Below are 22,511 nucleotides of genomic sequence, written 5' to 3'. Positions count from 1 at the left end.
ACAAGATGATTACTAAACAAATAAGTAGTGACAAAACTTAATAAGAGTAAATGGCACGAATTTGTTCAATCACCTTTTGTAGTTTCTGCCAATTGGCTTCTGTGCCCTTTTTATCATTGGCATCACCGGTTTTATCAAGACGCTTTGCTAATTGCTCAGTATAACCGACGTTTAGCTGAAGATTTTTTAATTGTTCTTCGGACAAGTTTTTACTTAAACCAGGTAGTGCTTTGACTAAGTCCCGAATCGCAAACGCATGCTGATGAATGGTATCCAATTGATTGTTGGCAAGTGCTTTATTAATTGCTGTCGCGCGTTCATCTATTGCCTCCCAAATGGCCGGAATGGTGGTTGGGATGGATTGAGCCTGAGCCTGCTCATCAGGGTTGGTTGCGGCATGCAAAGGGGATAATAAAGCCAATAAAACCACCAGCAAAGAAAATAAATCCACTGCTTTCTTATTAATACATTCCATTATTCGACTCATCATGACTCTCCTTGAGGGTTTTGGTTTTCCTTTAAATACAAATGCTGCTCACGCCATGCTTCGATGGCATTATAAACTGTTGGTACTACAAACATATTTAAAAACGTTGAGGTAAATAATCCTCCTAGCAATACTTGGGCCAAAGGACGCTCAAGCTCCTTTCCAGCAGGAGAACCCCACAACAGAGGGATTAAGCCAAGAGCGGCCGTTGCTGCTGTCATTAACACGGGCACCAAGCGGTCAAGGGTGCCCTGAATGACCACTTGTTCACGGCTTTGTCCTTGGATGCGCAATTGATTGTAGTGACTCACTAAAATAATCCCATTACGTGCCGCAATTCCAAATAAGGTGATAAAACCAATCATGGCCGCGACACTCATGTCACCACTGGCAAGATACAAAGAAACCACCCCACCAATCAAAGCCAGTGGCAAGTTGAACATCACGAGCAGTGCTTCACGGAACGTGCCAAAGGCTTTGTGAAGCAGAATCAACATAATGAAAATAGCAAGCCCACCAAACACAATAATTACGCGTGAGGCTTGTTGTTGACTTTCAAATTGACCACCATATTGAATAAAATAACCGCTCGGTAGGGTGACCTTTTCCTTAACCCGTTGTTGCACTTCTTGAATCACACTACCTAAATCCCTCTCTTGCACATTAAAGGCAATCACTAAGACGCGCTGCACGTTTTCGCGGTTAATCGCAAAAGGCTGCGGCTCTAAGCGAATATCAGCCACCGCACGCAAAGGAATTTTGGTTTCCTGATTTGCCACTCCATGAGCATCAATGAGCATGTTTTGAATGGCTTTAATGCTGTCTCGCCCTGTTTCATTCATACGCAAATACAAATCGAACGTTCGCTGGCCTTCGAGAATACTCGATACCGTCATTCCATTGAGAAGAACTTGCACGTCCTCAGAAATTTGCCCTACATTAACCCCATAACGAGCCGCTTTCTCTCGGTCAATGGTAATAATTAACTGAGGCACATTGATTTGCTGCTCTTTGTTAACATCCACTATTCCTGGAATGGTTTTCAAAATGGCTTCGACGGACTGGCCTAGTTCGTTAAGGGTCGCAAGATTATCACCAAAGAGTTTCACCGCCACTTGTGCTCTGACGCCTGATAGCACCTCATCCATGCGATGGGCAATAAATTGCCCTACGTTAAACAGTGCTCCTGGGATGTTCGCTAGATCTGCGCGAATGCGTTGCAACAACTCATCCGGAGACATGGTTTTGTCTTTGTCAAAATTTAAGCGCACATCAAACTCACTAACATTAGGTGGTAGTGCGTCTTCATCCAATTCACTGCGTCCTGCCCGTTGGGCAATGGAGATGACTTGCGGGTACTTCAGCAAAGTTTTACTGACTTGATTGCCTAATCGCATGGACTCATCCAATGAAGTTCCAGGCAACGTGCTCATCACAATAATAAAATTACCCTCATGAAATTCAGGTAAGAACGAAGTCCCAAAAAAAGGAAGCAAGGTCAAGGCGAAAAGAAAGGCACCGATTGCCATGGCCACGACTGTTTTACAATGGGCCAGAGACCAATTTAACCCAGTTAAAAAATGTTTTTTTAACCAAATCACAAAACGAGTTTCCGCTTGAGCGTGTTGGGCCGCTTCTTCTTCCGTCAAATGATAACGTTCCTCTTGAGATAAAGCATGCATCACTACTTTAGTATCCTGCTGTTTTTCCGTTTTTCGTACTAAAAGAAGATAACAAAGGGCTGGCACCATAGTAATAGAGACCACAAGAGAACCTAATACTGAGGCGATATAAGCAATCGCTAAAGGGCTAAAAATTCGCTCAGGAATACCTGACAAAAAGAAAATAGGCAAAAACACCAAGCTAATAATAATGGTCGCATAGACCACTGAACTTCTAATTTCCAAAACCGCATCAAAAACAATTTCAATGGCGGGTAGAGGTTTTTTGGCCAACCGATTCAGCCTTAGTCGATGTACTACATTTTCAACTGTGATAATACCATCGTCCACTACCTCACCAATAGCAATTGCCATCCCTCCTAACGTCATAGAGTTAATGCCAAAACCAAAATAGTGAAGTACTAGAATACCCACAATAAAAGAAACCGGCATGGAGAGAAAGGTAATGAAGGAAGCTCGCCAGTTCATTAAAAAGAGAAACAATATAGCAATCACAATGATGCCCCCTTCAATAAGGGCTTTGGTCAAATTGTGAATGGCTGATTCAATGAAATTGGCTTGACGAAACACATCGGTGATTAACTCAACACCCGCTGGCAAAGATTTTTTGATATCGGCTAAAGCGTGTTCCACTTTCTGAGTCGTGGTTACCGTATCGGCACCGAAGATTTTAGAAACGGTACCAATGACCGCGTTTTCTGCATTATAAGCCCCATCCCCTCGTTTGATTTCACCACCAAAAGCGACAGTGGCTACGTTGTTAATGGTGATGGGTACTCCATTACGAACCACAATGAGTGTTTTTTTAATGTCTTCCAGCGTCTTAATACGCCCAATGGTGCTCACAACGAATTCAGTACCTGCCTGATGAACAAAAGCACCAGGCACGTTTTGATTTCCTGTCGCTAACGCTTGGCGCACTTCTTCAACCGTGATGCCATAGGCCAGCATACGCTTAGGTTCAAGCTGGACCTGATATTGCTTCACTTCCCCACCTAGAGACACCACGGAAGCGACGCCACCAAGAGCCAAAAGGCGCGGACGGATGGTCCAGTCTGAAAGTGTACGTAATGTTTCAGGGCTTGCAGTTCGACTAATAAGCGCATATTTAAGTAGCCACCCCACTGCCGAGGTGACCGGCAACATCACTGGTGACGAGACACCTGGAGGAAGACGGTTTATTACTTGTTGAATCCGTTCATTAACCAATTGGCGATTGCGATAGATATCCGTTTTATCATCAAATACCACAGTAATCGTCGATAGTCCGACGGAGGTTTTTGAGCGAACACTGGCTACTCCTGGCGTTCCATTGATGGCACTTTCTAAGGGATAGGTCACCAAAGTTTCCACATCTTGGGTGGCCATACCAGGCGCTTGGGTTTGTACCACCACTTGTGGTGGAGCAAATTCAGGAAAAACATCCACGGGCATTTGTTTTAAGGTATAGCCACCCAGTAAGCAAAGGATAATCGTTAACGCCAAAATCAAAGGGCGATTATGTAAAGACCAGGCAATTAATCGCGTAAACATTTAATGATGCTCCTCTTGGCCTGACTGCGGTTTACTGCCCCCAGTGAGCCATAGTGTATAAAGTTCGCGATTGCCTTGAGTCACAACGAGGTCGCCAGGCACTAAGCCATCTGTAATCTCTGAGTAGTCATCGTCTACTGCACCTACTTTAACGTCCACTCGTTCATACTCATCCCCATTTTGCACAAAAACGAATTGCTCATTATCCGCCTGTAAAAGGGCGGTATTAGGCACCGCAAGTGCCGCTTCATTATGAGCTAAAATGACATTGGCACGAACAAACATGCCCGGTTTGAGTAGTTCTTTCTCATTATTCAAAGTAATTCGCAGGTTCACTGTGCGAGTTAACGGGTCAAGATTGGGTTCAATTAAAGTGACTTTGCCTGGAAAAACCAGCTTTGGGTAACTCAACGCATGAATATTGACTTCCTGTCCTACCTTAACCTTGCCTAAATCTTCTTCATAAACCTGGGCAATGACTAACAGTTTATCGCGGTTGCTGATGTGAAAAAGAACCGTATTCGGTTCAACAGCTTGACCTAAATTGATATTCCTGGCATCAATGATGCCTGCAATGGGGGCTATGACCGCCACACTCGGCGGGGGATTACCCACTAATCGTGATTGCACGGTAGCCAAGCGTTGTCCTGTCTTGACACCATCGCCTAAATTCACATCAATGGCCGTCACGCTCCCACTAATCCGAATACTGACATCCGCCTGCGCATCGGGTAAGAGTTGAATTTGGCCATTCAAACCAAGCATTTGCGCCATGGGACGATTGGTTGCTTTTGCGACTTTGATTTCGAGCATTTTGGTTTGTTGGGGTGTCAAATGCACAGGACCTTTGGCTCCTCCTTCACTCACTTCGATTTCTTCTCCATGGGCAAACACTCCCTGAGCATGGATGAGGAGACCAAGAAAAACACTGGCGAGTAAAATTGCTCTAATTCGCTGTTGTAATGCCATCATCATAACCATTCCTTTGATAAGCTAAGTAAGGACAAAATCCTTGTGTGTGACCAGGGCCAATGGCCGTACATAAAGCCACATACACTTGTAAATACTTTTCTAAAGTCGTGAGATAAGTCATTTGCAAATCATTTTGTTGTTTTTGCACTTGCAACACATTCAAAAGCGAAATTTGTCCATTTTCATAAGAGTCACGCGCCAGTTTCACGCTTTCAACGCCTATTTTAAGAGATACGCTTTGCGTTTCTCTAAGGCTCATCCTAAGTGCTTTCAATTGGGCATAGTTACTCGCTATTTCTGTTTCAATGCTTAAATTCAAGGCGCGTAACGCCATCATCGCCTGAGTTCCCGTGCGACTTGCCTCTAAAATTCGTCCCTGATTCTGATTTAAAAGAGGAAGTGGAACAGAAAGCGTAACGCCCAAAGTGCGATCGGCTGGTTGGGGTGGTCCCTCTTCCACCACAATTTTATCTTGTTGGACACCAAACCCTACTGTCCAATCAGCAAAGCGCTCCGCTTTTGCCAAGTGGCGATCGGCAATGGCGCGGTTAATTGATAGAGCAATGGATTGGCGGTCAGGACGATTATTAAGTGCTAACGTTTTTAGCGCAGGTAATTCAGGAAAATTTTGCCCTGTATTTAGGTCTGCCTTAAGAGATAAAGGAGAATTCGCATCTCGGCCCATCAATTGGTTCAGTGTGGCCATTTGACTGATGCGAAGGCTATGTAATAAATGCTTTTCTTGAACAATGCGCAGATACTCAATGCGCGCTGCATTCTCATCCAACTTTGAAATTTCAGCGGCATGATAACGATTATGGATGACGTTCACTAATTCTTTGTTGATTCTTAATAAATAATTCAATTGTTGCAGGCGACGCTCCGTAATCACCGCGGCATAAAATGCATTCGCCACTTTGGCACTGAGTTGACGCTCGGCCTCCCTAATTTCGGCGATGGCTTTCATGACATCGAGGCGTGCGACTGTCTTTTGTTTTGCAATACGTCCAGAAATAGGGAATGCTTGGCTAAAACCAGCGCTGCGTGAGTATTCTCCTTCATCATTAAACAAGCGATCGTCATTGTTTGAGAGATTAAGGTTTGGATTAGGCCAAAGACCAGATTGGATCAACCGGGCCTTTGCAATAGCTACATTATAACGAGCCGCTTTTAAATCCTTGTTATTTGCTAGAGCAATTTGGGTTATTTCCTGAAGGATCAATGCATTCCCTGCTATTGTCGAATAGGAGCACAACAGGAGCACTATCCAACAGGAAAACTGCCAGGCGCGATAATGTTTCATAAACGGGAAGACTCAAAATGATTATTAATTTGTCTTACAGCGGTAAGCTTTACCCGCCATCCCATGATCCGCCACAAAATCATTTTTGGGATTGCCTTCGTAAGTTTGCTGATGTTTGGTAATCCTAAGTGTATTCGCTCCTAAAAGCGCTGCTTTGTTTCTTAGGATATTGAGTTCATCCTTAATCAAATGCTCATGGGATTGATAAGATTGGCTCATCCCATTGCGATCATAAGCCCTCACTTCACCTAAAAAAGTGCAATTCTTTGTAGGCTTTCCTGACTGTACAATGGTTACTTTTTCGCCTTCAGGAGTTAACTTAGCATTATAAGAACAACCAACTAGGACTGCCGGAACCATTAATAGGAGAGTGCGTTTCTTTAGAAAATGTGTCATTAATCAATACCTTTTTTGTTATTCTATCCTTTCAGTATCTCTTATCCAATGTGATTAAACAAGGCATGACATCAAGAAGAAAAAAGGGACTCTTTAGAGTCAATGAACCGTTATTGAGAGACTGGTTTTTGTTAACTTTTTACTTCTTATTGGGTAATTTGATTTCTACTAAAGTGTATCGCATTATTTTTTGTTGCCAGCATTGGGCTATAGACACACACTGAACCATTGATTTTTCTTTGCTTCGCTGCATAACAGGCCAAATCAGCTTCTTTAATCACGGTATTTACTGAAGCCGAGTGGTGATTCATCTGGGTAATACCAATGGAGCAACCCAGATTAAGCTCAGATAGAGTACCTTCTTTGAATGATTTTCTAGTCACCGTGATAAGATTTTCAGCAATCTTTTTTGCCTCATCCATGGAGGTGTTCTCCATCAAAACAATAAATTCGTCTCCACCATAACGAGCTACTAAATCATCCCTTCGTAAGCACTGCCTTAGGAGTCCACCAAACATTTGTAACGTGGTGTCACCTACTTCATGACCATAGCGATCATTGACAGTCTTAAATCGGTCCATATCAATAAAAAGAACAATAACAGAGCCTGCATTCATCTTGATTTGTTGAAACCGTGTGTTTAAAATCTCAAAAAGATACTCCCGATTATTGCAGCCAGTCAGTGAATCATAGGTTGCATGATGCCGTAATATTTCATAGCGATTTTTAAAATCATCCATCAACTCCATTTTTTGAATGGTCTTGGTCATAAGACGGCAAGACAAATAGACATAGGTAGCACCTAATAAAAACACACTGGCATAAAAATAGTTAAGACAGTGCGGATCGACCAATAGACCGTAAAAAATGCTGGCCGAATAACTAAGAATAAAAGCGCCGATAAAAGCAAGATAACCTAACCATTGCATACGATAATGACTTGTTTGTTGAAGTAATCTATTGACTAAATAAGCACCACTGATGAGAAAGACAATACCAAGCACGATCATCACAACTGGGAACACCATGATTTTGCCTTAAAAAATAGTTTAACCAATTATTTTCAGTATAGATTTGATTTTTTCTTTTTGCTAAAGCTATTAATTATTTTTAATTTGGCTGGGGAACTTATCTCTTTATTTGACAGGAAAAATTGATGATTCATTGAAAAAATTGACGTTGATGAAATAATATTAGCGTTAAAGGCAACGATAAAGAATTGAACTCAATGAAGAATTTGAGGTTGCATTTAATCAATTGAAGCAAAAAATTGAACAAGAGTTGTTATGATGGCTGCAAATATCTTCCTTCAAATCTATATAATAATGCAGTTTTTTCAGAGGAAATGTCATGGGTTATGAATGGCTACTACGGTTACTGACAAAAAAATACTGTCCATTGCACTGGCCTTAAATTTTATCATGTTTGTGGTAGGTTTAATTGCTGGGATTATCGCTGAGTCAACAGGACTGATTGCAGACTCACTTGACATGCTTGTTGACGCGTCGGCTTATGCATTAGGTCTTCTGGCGGTAGGTCGTGGCATGCGGTTTAAAACAACCATTGCAGCACTCTGTGGAAGTATATTATTCCTATTTCATAGTGTTGTTTGTCGTAGCCTAAGCGCATTAACGATTACCGATACAGAAGAAAGTGCCATCGCCGCTGCTGCAATGATTGGACTTAAGAGTAATCCTGTGAATGGATACAAGATTCCCGCAGCCAAAGGGACACCCAAGATGTTATAAATAAAAGCGAAGAAAAGATTCTGGCGTATATTACTCATAGTCTCTTCTGACAAACGGCGAGCCTTGGCAATACCACGCAAATCACCATGCAATAATGTAATACCAGCACTCTCAATAGCCACATCAGTCCCTGTTCCCATAGCGATACCAATATCAGCTCGTGCCAGTGCCGGCGCGTCATTTACCCCATCTCCTGCCATTGCAACAATGAGTCCTTTATCTTTTAATTCACTTATAATACGGCTTTTATCCTCGGGCATGATTTCAGCCACTACCTTTTTTATGCCAAGTGTCCCTGCCACAGCTTCTGCTGTTTTTTTACTATCCCCTGTCAGCATGTAAATTTCAATGCCACTTTGTTGAAGTGAGTGGATGGTTTCAGGGGTTGTTGATTTAATTGGATCTTCCACTACCAAAAGGGCTACTGTTTTATCATCGATAGCCATAAACATCACAGAGGCACCTTTGGCACGGAGCGCATCTGCTTTTGTAAAAAGAGAAGCATTATCGTTCCCATGCTCTTGCATTAATTTGATATTACCAATGGCAACACGATGACCATTTACTTTACCCACTACTCCTTTCCCAGTTGGGGCGTCAAAATCTTGAACTGGTTCAAGAGCCAACTGTTTTTCCTTTGCTGCACTCACGATGGCTTTGGCAAGCGGATGTTCGCTTTGATGCTCAAGCGATGCCGCTAGCGCTAATGCCTCTTCCTCATTTAAGCCTTGATCAGTTACAATCTGCGTCAATTTGGGGTGCCCTTCAGTGAGTGTTCCTGTTTTATCTACCACCAGCGTGTTCACCTTTTCCATTCGCTCAAGCGCTTCCGCGTTTTTAATCAATACACCACTCTGAGCACCTTTCCCTACTCCTACCATGATAGACATCGGAGTTGCCAAGCCCAAGGCACAGGGACAAGCGATGATTAATACAGATACAGCAGCAATTAAGCCATAGCTAAATGATGGTTGCGGCCCCAACAATGCCCACAAAATAAAAGAAAGCATGGCAATTAAAATCACGGCAGGCACAAACCATCCAGATACAGTATCTGCTAAACGTTGAATAGGGGCGCGGCTTCGTTGAGCATCACTCACCATCTGAACAATGCGAGAAAGCATGGTGTCACTACCAACGTGAAGTGCTTTCATAACAAAACTACCCGTCTGGTTAATTGTCGCACCAATAACTTTAGCACCTGCTTCTTTAGTAACCGGAATAGGTTCTCCAGTCACCATAGATTCATCTACAAAACTTCGGCCTTCTTGTACTTCACCATCTACCGGTATTTTTTCACCAGGGCGAACGCGCAGTAAATCACCGACATTAATTTTATCCAGAGATACTTCCTCTTCACTCTCATCTTCTTTTATACGATGCGCACTGTCAGGTGCTAATTTCAATAAAGCACGGATGGCACTGCCTGTCTGCTCTCTTGCTTTTAATTCCAGCACTTGTCCTAATAAGACAAGGGTAGTAATGACTGCTGCCGCTTCAAAATACACAGCGACTACCCCTTCTTGACTTCGAAAAGTCATGGGAAATACCCCGGGCAGAAGTACTGCCACCATACTATAAACCCATGCTACCCCAATACCCATAGCTATTAGAGTAAACATATTCAATTGACGTGTTTTAAGAGTTTGCCAGCCACGCTGAAAAAATGGCCAACCACACCATAACACAACAGGTGTAGCAAATAGCAGTTGAATCCAGTTTGAAACACCGGCAGATATAATGTTTTGCAACAAATGTCCGCCCATCTCCAATACCACAACAGGTAAAGTAAGAATCACTGCCATCCAAAATCGGCGCCTCATATCAAGGTATTCAGGATTTATTTCACTTTCGGCGGTCACTGTTTCCGGCTCTAAGGCCATACCACAAAGAGGGCAAATCCCGGGATTAGTCTGACGTACTTCGGGATGCATGGGGCAAGTATAGATGATTGCACCCTCTGTTTTGGAGGAAGCATCGCGTGACTTCTGTACTCTATGTTCCTGATGACAACAAGCGTCCTTTTTTCCAGTGTTTGTATGCTTTTGTTGATGATGGTCGTGTTTCATTGATCACCTATTCGTATTAGTAGTTTCACTTAAGCAGAGAACTCGTTTCAATGCCCACCGCCATGGCCACCGTGGCCACCAGCACCGTGTCCCCCATAGCCTCCATCAACCTCCTGTGAACCATGCTTTCTCAACCCATCACAGGAGCTCAAAAAGAGTGTTGCCCCAGCTAACCCAATAAAAACAATAAACGCCATAGTTATTTTAAAAATTGACATCTGATACTCCTTGAAAATAAATGTTGGTCCACTTATCCTTTTAAAGCCTTTACCAAATTGTGTTTTACTAACTCATCCACAATCAAATCACTCACATCAATGGCATTGGTTATATGACTTACCGTGTTACACGTGATGATTTGTGTACCTTCCATTTCTGATAATAGGGAATAGGCATCTTCTGCAAAAAGCGCATGCACACCAATGCAAGTCACTGACTTAACCCCTAAATCTTGCAAATGCTTCACCGTTTCCACCATGGTTCTGGCTGTGGAGATGATGTCATCGACTAATACCGCGGTAGAGAATTCAAGCTTCGGGATAGTAGGCATTGAAATAGCCACCTCTTTATCACCCCGTCTCTTTTTTTCCAAAATCACATAGGGAAAATCTCCCTTTTCTGCAATGTCGGCAACCCATTGCTGACTTTCCATATCGGGCCCAATAAGCACTGGCTTATTAATGTGGCTTGTAATCCATCTCGATATATTTGAAGTAGCATGTAAGACAAAAGTAGGAATGGAGTAGACTTCATCTAAAGAGTTATAACGATGCAAATGGGGGTCGATGGTCATGAGCCAATCAAATGAAGTGGAGAGTAATTCAGCAAAATAACGCGACGTAATCCCTTCACCCTGATGAAAACGTATATCTTGACGTAAATACGGAAGATAAGGGGCAATCAAGCCGATTTTTTTAGCTCCTAATTCTTTAGCTGTTTTAGCAAAAAACAGCAAAGGCAGTATTTTTCCATCGGGTCGGTTTAAGCTATCCACTACAATGAGGCTGCGATTTTTAACTTCCGAATTAATTTTTACGTACCACTCTGTATCTGGAAAACGATGCAACGTGACATCACCCACCTCCACTTGAAGCGCTTCTTTTAAACGTCTACTGATTTCTGAAGCATCAAATAATGAAAATAAAATGGGCTTCAAGGCTTCTCTCCCAGAACAATGGTATTTTGTTTATCGCGAATAAAATCGCGAGCATAAGTCATCTCTCCTGAAGACTCTGAATGGATGGTGAACAAAGGCTGTCCTTTTTCAACTTGGTCGCCAATATGAACATGCAAATCAACCCCTGCTGATTTAGACTTAGGGGCCCCTGCAAGCTTGGCAATTTTTGCGAGAATTCGATTGTCAATGAGAGATACTTTACCTGCTTTCTCAGCACCAATAGGGTGAGTAAAACGTGCCGCCGTCAATTCCCGCATGCCTCCTTGTGCCTCACAAATCGCCTGAAATTTTTTAAACGCCTCTCCGCTATCTAATAATTGTTTGGCTATCGATTGACCTAAGCCAGGTTGTACTGTTGATGAAAATTCCAGTACTGCTCCTGCAAGAGTTAATGATTTTTCGCGCAAATCCTTTGGGGCATGAGGCAATCCTTGTAATACCGCCAACACATCGCGTGCTTCCAGGGAAGGGCCAATACCATTTCCTATCGGTTGTGCGCCATCAGTAATTAGGGTATGGACCACAAGGCCTAACTGTTTTCCTACTTCTTCAAGGGATTGCTTAAGAAGTAAAGCCCTGGACTTATTTCTGACTTTTGCGGTAGGTCCCACTGGAATATCAATAACGGCATGGGTTGCTCCTGTGGCAATTTTTTTAGAAAGGATTGAGGCGACCAATTGACCTTCACTATCTAACTCAAGAGCACGCTCCACCCGAATAAGCACATCATCGGCAGGGCTTAAGCTCACAGCACCTCCCCAAACGATACAACCGTTTTCCTTTTCAACCACGTGACACATAGCCTTTGGGCTCAGTGACACCGGTGCTAAAGTTTCCATTGTATCTGCAGTACCTGCTGGAGAAGTAATTGCCCGAGAGGAAGTTTTTGGGATAATCAAGCCAAAAGCAGCTACAATGGGAACCACAACAAGGGTGGTGCGATTTCCTGGCAAACCACCAACACAATGCTTGTCTACAATCAAAGGAGATGACCAGGATAAGCGATCGCCACTGTCAATCATGGCTTTTGTAAGTTTCATGATTTCAGTATTGCTTAAACGTTCTGCGGCACTGGCCGCTAAAAAAGCAGAAATTTGCAAATCAGAAAGACGACCATTTAAAACGTCATCAACGATGGCTTTGATTTGTTTAAAAGAGAGTTCATTACCATAAATCTTCGTATGCACATAACTTAATGATTCCAGAGGTTTAGGATGGGATAATTGGATTTCATCCCCTTCTTTAGCATTTAAAGAATCCCAGGCATAGTGTGACAAGCTGGCTTCCCCGGGCTTAAGCAGCTCTGAGGTAACGACATTAAGCGTTGCGATAATGGAGCGTTTGCCAAGGGTCACTTGAATACGTGTCTGCACTTCAAAGCCTTCTGCATGACACACATGACAATCCTCTCGCATGTAAATAATGGCTTCATGATACGTCTTGATGCCTAAATATTTTAAACGCAAGGCATGACCCACTTCTTTTGTCACGACAAATCCTCCACATGCTGGTAAGAAGGAATCATGCAGGTGAAACCAAATTGCTGTTCAATCTTGTCTTTGAGCGATTGTGCACTGTGAGGTTCACCATGAGTGATAAAGACTTTTTTGGGTGGCCGAATAAAGTGCTTTAGCCAACCTAACAGTTCCTGATAATCGGCATGCGCAGAAGTACTGCTCATGACAACGACCTTGGCGCGTATAGGAATCATACTACCATGAATTTTGACCTCACGTTCCCCATTGACAATCCTAGCACCACGAGTGCCTCCTGCTTGAAAGCCGGTAAAAAGAAGGGTGCTCTTAGGATCAGGGGCAAAGGCTTTCAAATGATGCACAATACGACCACCCTGGGCCATCCCACTGGCGGCTATAATGATTTGAGGCATTTTATGACGATCGAGTTCTTTTGACTCCTCAGGGGTATTGATATAAGTAGCTGCGTTACATAAGTCATGGCATTGTTCCTCATTTAAACGATGATCCTCTTTATAAGTGCAGAGCAAATGGGTCGCATTGATGGCCATTGGGCTGTCTAAAAACACTGGAACGTCTTTGTGAACCTCTCCTTTTTGTTTCAGTTGATAAATAAAATAAAGAAGACTTTGCGCACGCCCTACGGCAAAGGCTGGAATGACGACAGAACCCCCTCGTTTGATGGTTGTATTAATCACTTGCCCCATTTGCGGCAACGGATCAGTTGCATCATGCAATCGGTCGCCATAAGTGGATTCCATGATCAGATAATCCGTGTCTTGAATGGGGGTTGGTGCCTTCATGACCGGATCATAAGGTCGACCAACATCCCCGCTAAACAAAAGGGAACACTTGCTTGTTTTTATTTTGATCATCGCGGCACCCACGATGTGTCCTGCACGATGAAATTCGAAGCTAAATCCATTAAATAATTGGTGCGGCGCATTAAAATCAACGGTTTCAAAATGTTTTAATGCCGTTCTCGCGTCTTTTTCAGTATAAAGAGGAAGCGCTGGCTTATGTTTCGAGAAACCATATTTATTGGCTAATCGTGCTTCTTCTTCCTGAAGATGACCACTATCCGGTAATAAAATAGCACACAATGCTTTTGTGCCGGGTGTTGCATAGATTTTTCCTTGAAATCCATTTTTTACTAATAGGGGCAAATAACCGGTGTGGTCAATATGCGCATGAGTGATAATCACAGCATCAATATCGCGCGGGTCAATAGGCAATGAAGCCCAGTTACGTAATCGTAATTCTTTATACCCTTGAAAAAGACCACAATCGATGAGAATTTTTTTAGAATCGATGGTCAAAAGGTATTTTGAACCAGTAACGGTTTGGGTTGCCCCTAAGAACGTTAATTTCATCTTGCCTCCATTAGACTTCCTTGTTTTTTCAAATCCACTTGCCAGCGCCACATCACATAAACCACGGGAATCACAATTAAAGTCAGCAATAGTGCTGAAAAAATCCCACCCACCATGGGAGCCGCGAGGCGTTTCATCACATCAGCACCAATACCTGTCGCCCACATCACCGGTAACAAACCCAGTATATTCGCAAGCCCTGCCATCGCCATAGGGCGAATACGCGATACGGCGCATTGCTGCACCGTTTGAATCAAGTCCGGCAAGGTTTTGAGTAATCCTTTTTCTTTTTGCTCGTTGTAATCAGAATCAAGGTAAGCGAGCATCACCGCACTCGTTTCAGCAGCCACTCCAGCAAGTGCAATCATCCCAACCCAGACCGCGATACTCATGTTGTACCCTAATAGAAGGAGCAGCAAAAATCCGCCAAGTAGAGCAAAGGGTACACCTAGCATCACCATCAATGTCTCAGTGATGGTGCGGAAGGTAAAGTAAAACAAAATAAAAATAATGGCTAAGGTGAGTGGTACAAAAATTTTAAGTCGTTCATACACGCGTTGCATGAATTCGTATTGACCTGACCAGGCAAGCGTGTAGCCCGGGGGTAATGTGACTTTTGCCTTGACCACTTGCTTTAACTCTTCCACGTAGCTTCCAATGTCTCGTCCGCTAATATCAATGAACACATAACCTGCTAACATCGCATTCTCATCGCGAACCATGGCAGGACCTGAACGAAAGGTTAAAGTCACCAATTGAGCAATAGGTATTTCAGCACCACTGGGTGTTTTCACTAAAATACGATTGATCTTATCCGGATCATCGCGTAATTCTCGCAAATAACGCACATTAACAGGATAACGTTCACGGCCTTCAATTGTGGTCGCTATGTTTTCACCACCCACGGCTGATTCGATGATACGATTGACATCCATAATGGTTAAACCATAGCGCGCAAGCTCGTCTCGATGGATGTCAAAATCAAGAAAATACCCTCCAGCCACCCGTTCCGCATACACCGTACTTGTCCCCGGTACTTCTTTGGCTACCATTTCGATTTCTTTGCCAATGGCTTCAATTTTTTTAATGTCAGGACCAAAAACTTTAATCCCTACAGCGGTTCGAATTCCTGTGGTGAGCATGTCATTACGCGCTTTAATGGGCATAGTCCAGGCATTGCTCACACCGGGAAATTGCAAGGCTTTGTCCATCTCAGCGACCAGGCTTTCATAGGTCACGCTTTTGCGCCAAAATTTCTTAGGCTTAAGTTCAACAATCACTTCCATCATGCTAAAAGGAGAAGGATCGGTTGACGTATTAGCCCGTCCCGTTTTTCCAAACACATAAGCCACTTCCGGGAATGATTTTAATTTCTTATCCATTTCCTGGAGCAGTTCTGTGGCTTGTGTGACCGATATGCCAGGTAAAGTAACAGGCATATATAAAATCGTACCTTCATACAGAGGCGGCATGAATTCTGAGCCAATGAGTTTATAGAGGGGAACCGTGGCTAATGCTGCTACCACAGCAATCGCTACTACAACACCACGGTAATGCAGTGCTAATTTCAAAACTGGTGCGTACATTTTTTGCATCACGCGGGTAATGGGATGTTTTTGCTCGGGGATGATACGCCCACGCACCAAAATAGGTAATAACATGGGGATTAAAGTAATGGCCAGCAAAGCACTCATAAAAATGGCTAAATTTTTTGTATAGGCCAAGGGTGAGAATAACCGTCCTTCTTGGGCCTCCAGGGTAAAAACCGGCATAAACGATATGGCAATAACCACTAATGATGCAAAAATGGCAGGGCCTACTTCTTTCGCTGAATCAATCAACACTTTGTTGCGATCGCCGGGACTTCCTTTTGCTTCCCAATCGGCTAACCGTTTGTGTGCGTTATCGACCATGATAATGGCCGCATCCACCATATCCCCAACCGCCACAATGATGCCGCCAATGGACATGATATTAAGGCCGATATTGAAAAAATAAATGGGAATAAACGAAATCAAAATAGCAAGCGGCAAAGTAATAATTGGAATCAAAGCGGAACGAAAATGCCCCAAGAAAACAATGATTAATAACCCAACCACCACAAGTTCTTCAATCAAATTCCAGTTGGCCGTTGAAATGGCTTCTCGAATCAGATTACTGCGGTCATACACATTGACCATTTTTATTCCTTCTGGAATGGCAGTAGCCAATTCTTTGAGCTTATCCTTGATTCGACCAATCACTTCCAAAACGTCTTCCCCAAAACGCATGATGACGATGCCACCAACGGTTTCGCCTTGACCATTTAAATCGACCACACCACGACGCATGTCTGAGCCTAGCTGCACGGTTGCCACATCTCGTAATAAAATCGGCGTCCCATTGGCATTCGTACCAATGGCTATTTTTTCAATATCATCTGTCGACGTGATATAGCCTCGTCCACGAACCATGTACTCTGTCCCTGAAAATTCAATGACACGCCCACCAGTATCATTATTGCTCATACGAATTTTTTCAATAATTTGGGGTACAGAAAGTTTATAGGAAAGTACTTTGACGGGATCTAAATTAATTTGATACTGCTTAACAAAACCACCCACGGTGGCGACCTCTGATACACCAGGTATAGCTCTTAACCAATAACTTAAATACCAATCTTGAAAAGTGCGTAAATCGGCCAGATTATGCTTCCCGCTTTCATCCACTAAGGCGTATTGATAAATCCAACCGACTGGTGTGGCATCAGGACCTAATTGAGGGGTCACCCCTTCAGGCAGTTTTCCGCTCAATTGGCTCATGTATTCTAATACGCGCGAGCGTGCCCAATAAATATCCGTTCCATCTTTAAAAATGATGTACACGTAAGAAAAGCCAAAATCAGAAAAACCACGCACAGCTACGACATTCGGTGCAGATAATAATGCTGTTACAATGGGATAAGTGACTTGATCTTCCACCAGATCCGGTGCTCTGCCCATCCATGTGGTATACACAATCACTTGCGTATCCGAAATATCAGGCAAAGCATCCATGCGAGTATTTTTTAAACCCCACCAACCGCCCAAGGAGAACCCCACGACAAATAGCAACACGATAAATCGATTGTTTGCGCAGAATTCAATTATTTTCTCAACCATGTAAATCCTTTTATCGTATTAATGCGTCAATGCTGCATTCCGCCCATTGCGGCTTTTAACTGACTCTCGGAATCAATGAGGAAATTGGCTGACGTAATAATATTATCTCCCTCTTTGATGCCTTGTACCACCTCGATCAAATCACCAGCACGCACACCCAATGTCACATTGCGCCACTCAATTTTTCCATCCCCATGATAAATAAACACCACCGCACGCTCGCCCGTTATCAAGACAGCATTTTTGGACACTACAAGTCGCTTGCCTAAAGGAATTTTTAAGTCAATATTGGCGTACATCCCCGGTTTTAATTGATCTTTGGCATTATCCACCACAAAACGAACCTTGGCGGTACGAGTTTTCATATCGACCGTTGGATAAATAAAATCCAGTTTGGCTTTAAACAATTGATTAGGCAAATACGACAAGGTGACATCTGCTGTTTGATCGAGTTTAATATAAGGTAATTCATACTCATAAATGTCGCCTAAAATCCACAAACGAGATAAATCGGCTATGGTATACAGTTCATCTTCTGGTTTGATTCGCATACCGACTAATGCCATTTTATGAATAACTGTTCCATTAATTGGAGAACTAATGGTCATCGTATTGGTAATTTTACCGCTTTGGGTTAATTGCTTAATTTCCTTTTCAGAAATCCCCCACAGCAAAAGTCTTTGCTTGGCAGCCTCGAAGGAGGTTTCTGAGCCTGATGCAATCGAACTATTTTGGTTTTTTCCAAGAATTTTTTTGGCCTGCAAAGCCAACAAATATTCTTGTTGAGTAGAAACCAGATCAGGACTATAAACAGTAAATAAAGCTTGACCCTTTTTAACTTTCTCTCCAGTAAAATTGACGAATAATTTTTCTATCCAACCATCAAAACGCACATGAATATGGGCAACCAACCGTTCATCTGCTTCAACATAACCCACCGTACGAATCGTTTTTTCAATCCATTGGCTTTTTACCGGCTCCGATGTAATGCCTATGGCTTGTAAGCGAACTGGGTCTATCATGATTAAATTGTCCGAGGTGGATTTTTTCATATCCATCTTGTCATGAGTAATTGTTGTTGATTGCGCAATACCTATTTGAACGGCGATTAATAACACAATAAATAAGACGATTGGCTTTCTAGACTTCATGTGAGCTTCCCTGTAATTTCTTCTATCTGCGTGATGGCTTTTTCGTGATTTGCCAACTCATTATGCAATTCAATTTCATTTTCTTGTAACGTCAGCAAGTTATTAAGCAAGGTTAAAAAATCCACTTTACCAACTCCATAATTGGCTTGTGATGAATTAAACGTTAGTGTGGCCAAAGGAATGATGGAGCCTTGAATCAATTCAATTAACTTTGCAGAACGCTGTTCCACTAAAAAAGCGTTTTTGACCTGGAAAAGCAGTGCTTGATAGGTAGTGTGCAAATCTTCTATTTCAGCATTGTAACGAGAAAGGGATTCTCGCAAGCCATTATTTTGCTTCTCCATAAAATACAAAGGAATAGTGGCTTTCAAGTTGACCATATATCCGTCATTATTCGTTACTGTGTTATGTAATTTTCCTCCTTCAATTTCAACATCAGGAAAATAATTCATTTTACTTAATTTAACCGTTTGGCGTCGTTGCTCAACGCTTCGTTCGCGTGCTTTTAATTGTGGAGAGCGCTGTTTGATGAGGTTATTGAGAAATGCCAAATTATGACGATGATGGGTTACAGATAACTGCGGTGGGGTATGAATTGCAATATCCAAAGGTCGATTTAAAAGACGGTTAATATCAGCCTCAAGCGATTCCCGCTCTTGTTTTAAGATAACCAAACGCATATCCAGGCGAGCGATTTCGGTTTGCGCCCGAAAAATATCTTGTTGCGGTACTTTTCCCACGCTGTAATTCACTTGAGCACTTTTTTCAAGCTCTTGCAGAAGCAGTAGGGTTTTTTGCAGGATTTCAATTGATTTATTAACCGAATAAAGGTTGTAATAGATACGCTTTAATTGGGCAATAACAACCAGGCACGTTGCCTGATAGTCAGCAGCTGCTCGCTTCGCCTTTTCCACCGCTATTTTCCCACGAACTGCAAGCTTCCCTGGAAATGGAATTTCCTGACTTGCACCAATCATTTGTAGCCGCATGGGATCAATATTCATCGGGGAACCAACACTGACTTTTGGATCAGGTAGTGAACGGGCTTGGGGTGCAACACGATTGGCAGCGAGCCAGCGCGCCTGAGCCGCCTTAATTTGTGGGTTATTTCCCTTAGCCTCTTCAATCAGTTTCTCTAAAGCCGGTATTGGAGCAGCATGGCTTAAAGAGAAAACAGGATAATTGATCAAGCTTATTATCATGATAACCCAGAAGCATTTTTTTAAATTAAAACGCCTCATGAGGTGAATTCCTTAATGTAATCATTTTCTTCAATTCCAAAATCAGTAAAGGGATGGTTCCTAAGACTATCCAAAGCAAGCATTCAGATAAAGTCACTGGACTAATTCCAAAAAGACGTTGCAAAAATGGGACATGATGAATGAAAATCTGCAACGCAAAACTAATGCTGACAATAAAAAACAATCGCATGTTTGAAAACAATCCTACTTGCCATATGGTCTTGGTTTGACTACGAGCCCCAAAGGCTCTCAATAGTTCAGCAGTCACTAAAACAGAAAAAGCAGCGTCCTGAGCCTGTATCAAATCCGCATTGACTAAATATTCGTAAGCAAACACACCAAAGGTGACTAGTGCCGTTAAACAGCCTATAAAAGATACCTGCTTGAAAAATGAAAAATTCATCAGAGATTGTTGTGATGATCTTGGCGGACGTTTAAGAATTCCAGGCTCAGCCGGATCGGTTGCCAAAGCCAATGCCGGCAAACCATCCGTCACTAAATTTATCCATAACAATTGGATTGGCAATAGTGGTAAGGGCCAGCCGATTAAAAGAACACTAAAAACAACCAGCAGTTCACCCATATTTCCCGCTAATAAATAAGCAAGCGTTTTGGCAATATTGTCATAAATTGTCCGCCCTTCTTCAATCCCATCGACAATAGAGGTAAAGTTATTATCCATGAGAATAATATCGGCAGATTCTTTAGTCACTTCAGTGCCTGTGATCCCCATTGCGATACCAACCGAAGCTTCTTTTAGTGCCGGTGCATCGTTTACACCATCACCAGTCATTGCAACCACCATGTGGTGTTTTTTCCAGGCACGAACGATTTTTAATTTATGTTCAGCAGTAACGCGAGCATAAACAGCAATCTGTTTCACACACGCCATAAAGTCATCATCAGACATCTTATCCAGTTCATTACCTGTCATCAGGCGATCGCCTGGATTCAGTATCTCTAATTCACGGGCAATTGCTTTGGCGGTATCGGGGTGATCGCCTGTGATCATGACTGGTTTAATGCCCGCCATTTTACAACGTTTAACCGAAGCTTTTGCATCAGCATGCGGGGGATCCTGGAGTCCTATAAGACCCAGTAAAACAAGATTATTTTCAATGTCTTCATCAGCAGCCTCCAATAATGAAGAATCGCATTGCCGTTGTGCAAAGGCCAAGATTCGCAATGCTTCACTGGCCATCAATTGACAGGATTGTTGCATACGGGCACGTTCTTTAGGGGTTAATTTTTTGATGCCCTCTCGAGTCAAAATATGGGTACAGCGTTCGAAAATCACTTCAGGTGCCCCTTTGACAAACGCAGTCAGTTGCTCTGCTTGCCTACGGATTATCGTCATACGTTTTCGTTCTGAATCGAAAGGCAATTCTCGTATGCGAGGAAAAGTAGACTCCAGATTATCACGCCAAATATCTCCTTTGGCAGCCGCTACTAATAGTGCAATTTCTGTTGGGTCCCCAACAGTGGATAGTTGTCCTTGTTGCAAACGAATTTCTGCATTGTTACAGGCCGAAGCGGCGTTCAAAACCGTCTGTAACAAATTATCTTTGGCGACATCGATCTCTTGACCTTGGGAAATAAAATGACCATCCAAGTGATATCCTTCACCTATGATACTGTACACTTCCTCTGCGGTAATGAGTTTACGGGCTGTCATCTCACCCACTGTTAATGTCCCTGTTTTATCCGTACAAATGACTTGGAGACAACCCAGAGTTTCCACAGCTGACATACGCCTTACCAAGACGGCACGTCGTACCATGCGTTGAACACCTAAGGCTAAAGCAACAGTGACTACCGCAGGTAAACCCTCAGGAATAGCCGCTACAGCCAGACTAACGGAGCTCATAAACAATTCAAAAAATGGAATACGACGTAACCAACCGAGAATAAAAATCAGTAGGACAATGGAAAAACAAAGCCATAATAGCCGGGAACCCACTTGATTAAGCCTTTTTTGTAATGGGGATTCATCACGAGAAGCCTCATTCAACATGGTCGCAATACGTCCCATTTCGGTACTCATTCCGGTTGCGACTACAATGGCTCGACCTGTACCATTCGCCACGGATGTTCCCATGAAGACCATGTTTTTGCGCTCAGCGAGTGGCGTTTCAACACTACAAAAATTGAGATTTTTTTCAATAGGCAATGATTCACCAGTTAAAGGGGCTTCCTCCGTCTTTAAGGAAGACAGCTCAAAAAGACGAGCATCAGCTGCAACTAAATCTCCTCCTTCAAAAAGAAGTGTATCGCCTGGCACGATATCGGAAGTAGTGATCATCTTGGCATGACCATCTCGAATTACCCTGGCTTTAGGGGAAGCCAATTTTTGCAACGCTAAAATAGCACGATCAGCTCGAAATTCGATAATAAAGCCGATAATGGCATTCAAAACCACAATGGCAAAAATGGCAATGGCATCTACTGTTTCACCCAGTAAAAATGAAATGACTACAGCGCCTAAAAGAACCCAGGTGACTAAACTGTTTACTTGTTGGAAAAGAATTTTCAAAAAAGAAGTTTTTTTCTGTTTGACCAATACATTAGCGCCAGACTCTTCTAAGCGTCGTTGTGCTTCTTCCTCAGTTAAACCAACTGATAAATCAGTTTTAAGTACTTTGGCCACTTCTTGGGGCTTCTTGTCATGCCAAATCTGCGTCATTGCGTCCATCCTTTGAATCTGCTCACCTATTATACATGTGAGTCTAATTTCCCTAAAAATTCAAACGCCTAAGTTGGTATT

At 42.8% G+C, this 22,511-nt stretch carries 14 protein-coding genes; all 14 read right to left on the bottom strand.

From position 1 onward, the window contains the following. Window positions 1–37: 37 nt before the first annotated feature. Entirely contained in the window at window positions 38–487 is a 450-nt protein-coding gene (locus CKW05_RS12370; protein ID WP_058483192.1) for a hypothetical protein, read from the bottom strand. Then, window positions 487–3,702: an efflux RND transporter permease subunit gene (locus CKW05_RS12365; RefSeq protein ID WP_058483193.1), complete on the bottom strand. Its 3,216-nt coding sequence runs from the start codon at window positions 3,700–3,702 to the stop codon at window positions 487–489. The genes CKW05_RS12370 and CKW05_RS12365 overlap by 1 nt, the downstream gene beginning before the upstream one ends. Continuing rightward, complete coding sequence (locus tag CKW05_RS12360; RefSeq protein WP_027220165.1) at window positions 3,703–4,671, bottom strand: efflux RND transporter periplasmic adaptor subunit; 969 nt, start codon at window positions 4,669–4,671, stop codon at window positions 3,703–3,705. Further along, complete coding sequence (locus CKW05_RS12355; RefSeq protein WP_058483194.1) at window positions 4,649–5,977, bottom strand: TolC family protein; 1,329 nt, start codon at window positions 5,975–5,977, stop codon at window positions 4,649–4,651. Before CKW05_RS12355 ends, CKW05_RS12360 begins: the two co-directional genes overlap by 23 nt. 24 nt (window positions 5,978–6,001) lie before the next feature. Continuing rightward, the gene (locus CKW05_RS12350) at window positions 6,002–6,373 is read right to left on the bottom strand and encodes a DUF4156 domain-containing protein (RefSeq protein WP_010652829.1); all 372 of its coding nucleotides are present in this window, start codon (window positions 6,371–6,373) and stop codon (window positions 6,002–6,004) included. A gap of 146 nt (window positions 6,374–6,519) precedes the next feature. Then, window positions 6,520–7,401 (bottom strand): GGDEF domain-containing protein, encoded by an 882-nt coding sequence (locus CKW05_RS12345; protein WP_058483195.1) that lies wholly within the window; start codon window positions 7,399–7,401, stop codon window positions 6,520–6,522. Between the two features lie 569 nt (window positions 7,402–7,970). After that, window positions 7,971–10,190, bottom strand: coding sequence for a copper-transporting P-type ATPase (locus CKW05_RS12335; RefSeq protein WP_058483196.1), 2,220 nt, complete (start codon window positions 10,188–10,190; stop codon window positions 7,971–7,973). Between the two features lie 250 nt (window positions 10,191–10,440). Beyond that, window positions 10,441–11,346 (bottom strand): ribose-phosphate pyrophosphokinase, encoded by a 906-nt coding sequence (locus CKW05_RS12330; RefSeq protein ID WP_058483197.1) that lies wholly within the window; start codon window positions 11,344–11,346, stop codon window positions 10,441–10,443. Continuing rightward, window positions 11,343–12,857 (bottom strand): thymidine phosphorylase family protein, encoded by a 1,515-nt coding sequence (locus CKW05_RS12325; RefSeq protein WP_010652850.1) that lies wholly within the window; start codon window positions 12,855–12,857, stop codon window positions 11,343–11,345. The genes CKW05_RS12330 and CKW05_RS12325 overlap by 4 nt, the downstream gene beginning before the upstream one ends. Then, on the bottom strand, window positions 12,854–14,215 hold the full coding sequence (locus tag CKW05_RS12320) for an MBL fold metallo-hydrolase RNA specificity domain-containing protein (RefSeq protein ID WP_058483198.1): 1,362 nt from the start codon (window positions 14,213–14,215) through the stop codon (window positions 12,854–12,856). The genes CKW05_RS12325 and CKW05_RS12320 overlap by 4 nt, the downstream gene beginning before the upstream one ends. Then, window positions 14,212–17,355 carry an efflux RND transporter permease subunit gene (locus CKW05_RS12315; RefSeq protein ID WP_010652852.1) on the bottom strand — a complete coding sequence of 1,048 codons (3,144 nt, stop codon included), beginning with the start codon at window positions 17,353–17,355 and terminating at the stop codon, window positions 14,212–14,214. The genes CKW05_RS12320 and CKW05_RS12315 overlap by 4 nt, the downstream gene beginning before the upstream one ends. Window positions 17,356–17,381: 26 nt before the next feature. Then, on the bottom strand, window positions 17,382–18,506 hold the full coding sequence (locus CKW05_RS12310; RefSeq protein ID WP_058483199.1) for an efflux RND transporter periplasmic adaptor subunit: 1,125 nt from the start codon (window positions 18,504–18,506) through the stop codon (window positions 17,382–17,384). Continuing rightward, complete coding sequence (locus tag CKW05_RS12305; RefSeq protein ID WP_010652854.1) at window positions 18,503–19,747, bottom strand: TolC family protein; 1,245 nt, start codon at window positions 19,745–19,747, stop codon at window positions 18,503–18,505. The genes CKW05_RS12310 and CKW05_RS12305 overlap by 4 nt, the downstream gene beginning before the upstream one ends. After that, a complete protein-coding gene (locus tag CKW05_RS12300; protein ID WP_010652855.1) occupies window positions 19,734–22,430 on the bottom strand; it encodes a cation-translocating P-type ATPase in 2,697 nt (898 codons plus the stop codon). Before CKW05_RS12300 ends, CKW05_RS12305 begins: the two co-directional genes overlap by 14 nt. Window positions 22,431–22,511: the final 81 nt, after the last annotated feature.

It is taken from the genome of Legionella spiritensis (assembly GCF_900186965.1).
Taxonomy (GTDB): Bacteria; Pseudomonadota; Gammaproteobacteria; order Legionellales; family Legionellaceae; genus Legionella_C; species Legionella_C spiritensis.
The sequence above is the reverse complement of the archived record's forward strand: the minus strand, read 5'-3'. Positions and strand labels throughout refer to the sequence as shown.

Bases quoted from the DNA above. Each gene is read 5' to 3' on its own strand.
- CKW05_RS12350 (WP_010652829.1), bottom strand. From the start codon at position 6,373: ATGACACATTTTCTAAAGAAACGCACTCTCCTATTAATGGTTCCGGCA.
- CKW05_RS12360 (WP_027220165.1), bottom strand. From the start codon at position 4,671: ATGGCATTACAACAGCGAATTAGAGCAATTTTACTCGCCAGTGTTTTT.
- CKW05_RS12320 (WP_058483198.1), bottom strand. From the start codon at position 14,215: ATGAAATTAACGTTCTTAGGGGCAACCCAAACCGTTACTGGTTCAAAA.
- CKW05_RS12300 (WP_010652855.1), bottom strand. From the start codon at position 22,430: ATGACGCAGATTTGGCATGACAAGAAGCCCCAAGAAGTGGCCAAAGTA.
- CKW05_RS12370 (WP_058483192.1), bottom strand. From the start codon at position 487: ATGAGTCGAATAATGGAATGTATTAATAAGAAAGCAGTGGATTTATTT.
- CKW05_RS12315 (WP_010652852.1), bottom strand. From the start codon at position 17,355: ATGGTTGAGAAAATAATTGAATTCTGCGCAAACAATCGATTTATCGTG.
- CKW05_RS12345 (WP_058483195.1), bottom strand. From the start codon at position 7,401: ATGGTGTTCCCAGTTGTGATGATCGTGCTTGGTATTGTCTTTCTCATC.
- CKW05_RS12355 (WP_058483194.1), bottom strand. From the start codon at position 5,977: ATGAAACATTATCGCGCCTGGCAGTTTTCCTGTTGGATAGTGCTCCTG.
- CKW05_RS12310 (WP_058483199.1), bottom strand. From the start codon at position 18,506: ATGAAGTCTAGAAAGCCAATCGTCTTATTTATTGTGTTATTAATCGCC.
- CKW05_RS12305 (WP_010652854.1), bottom strand. From the start codon at position 19,747: ATGAGGCGTTTTAATTTAAAAAAATGCTTCTGGGTTATCATGATAATA.
- CKW05_RS12365 (WP_058483193.1), bottom strand. From the start codon at position 3,702: ATGTTTACGCGATTAATTGCCTGGTCTTTACATAATCGCCCTTTGATT.
- CKW05_RS12335 (WP_058483196.1), bottom strand. From the start codon at position 10,190: ATGAAACACGACCATCATCAACAAAAGCATACAAACACTGGAAAAAAG.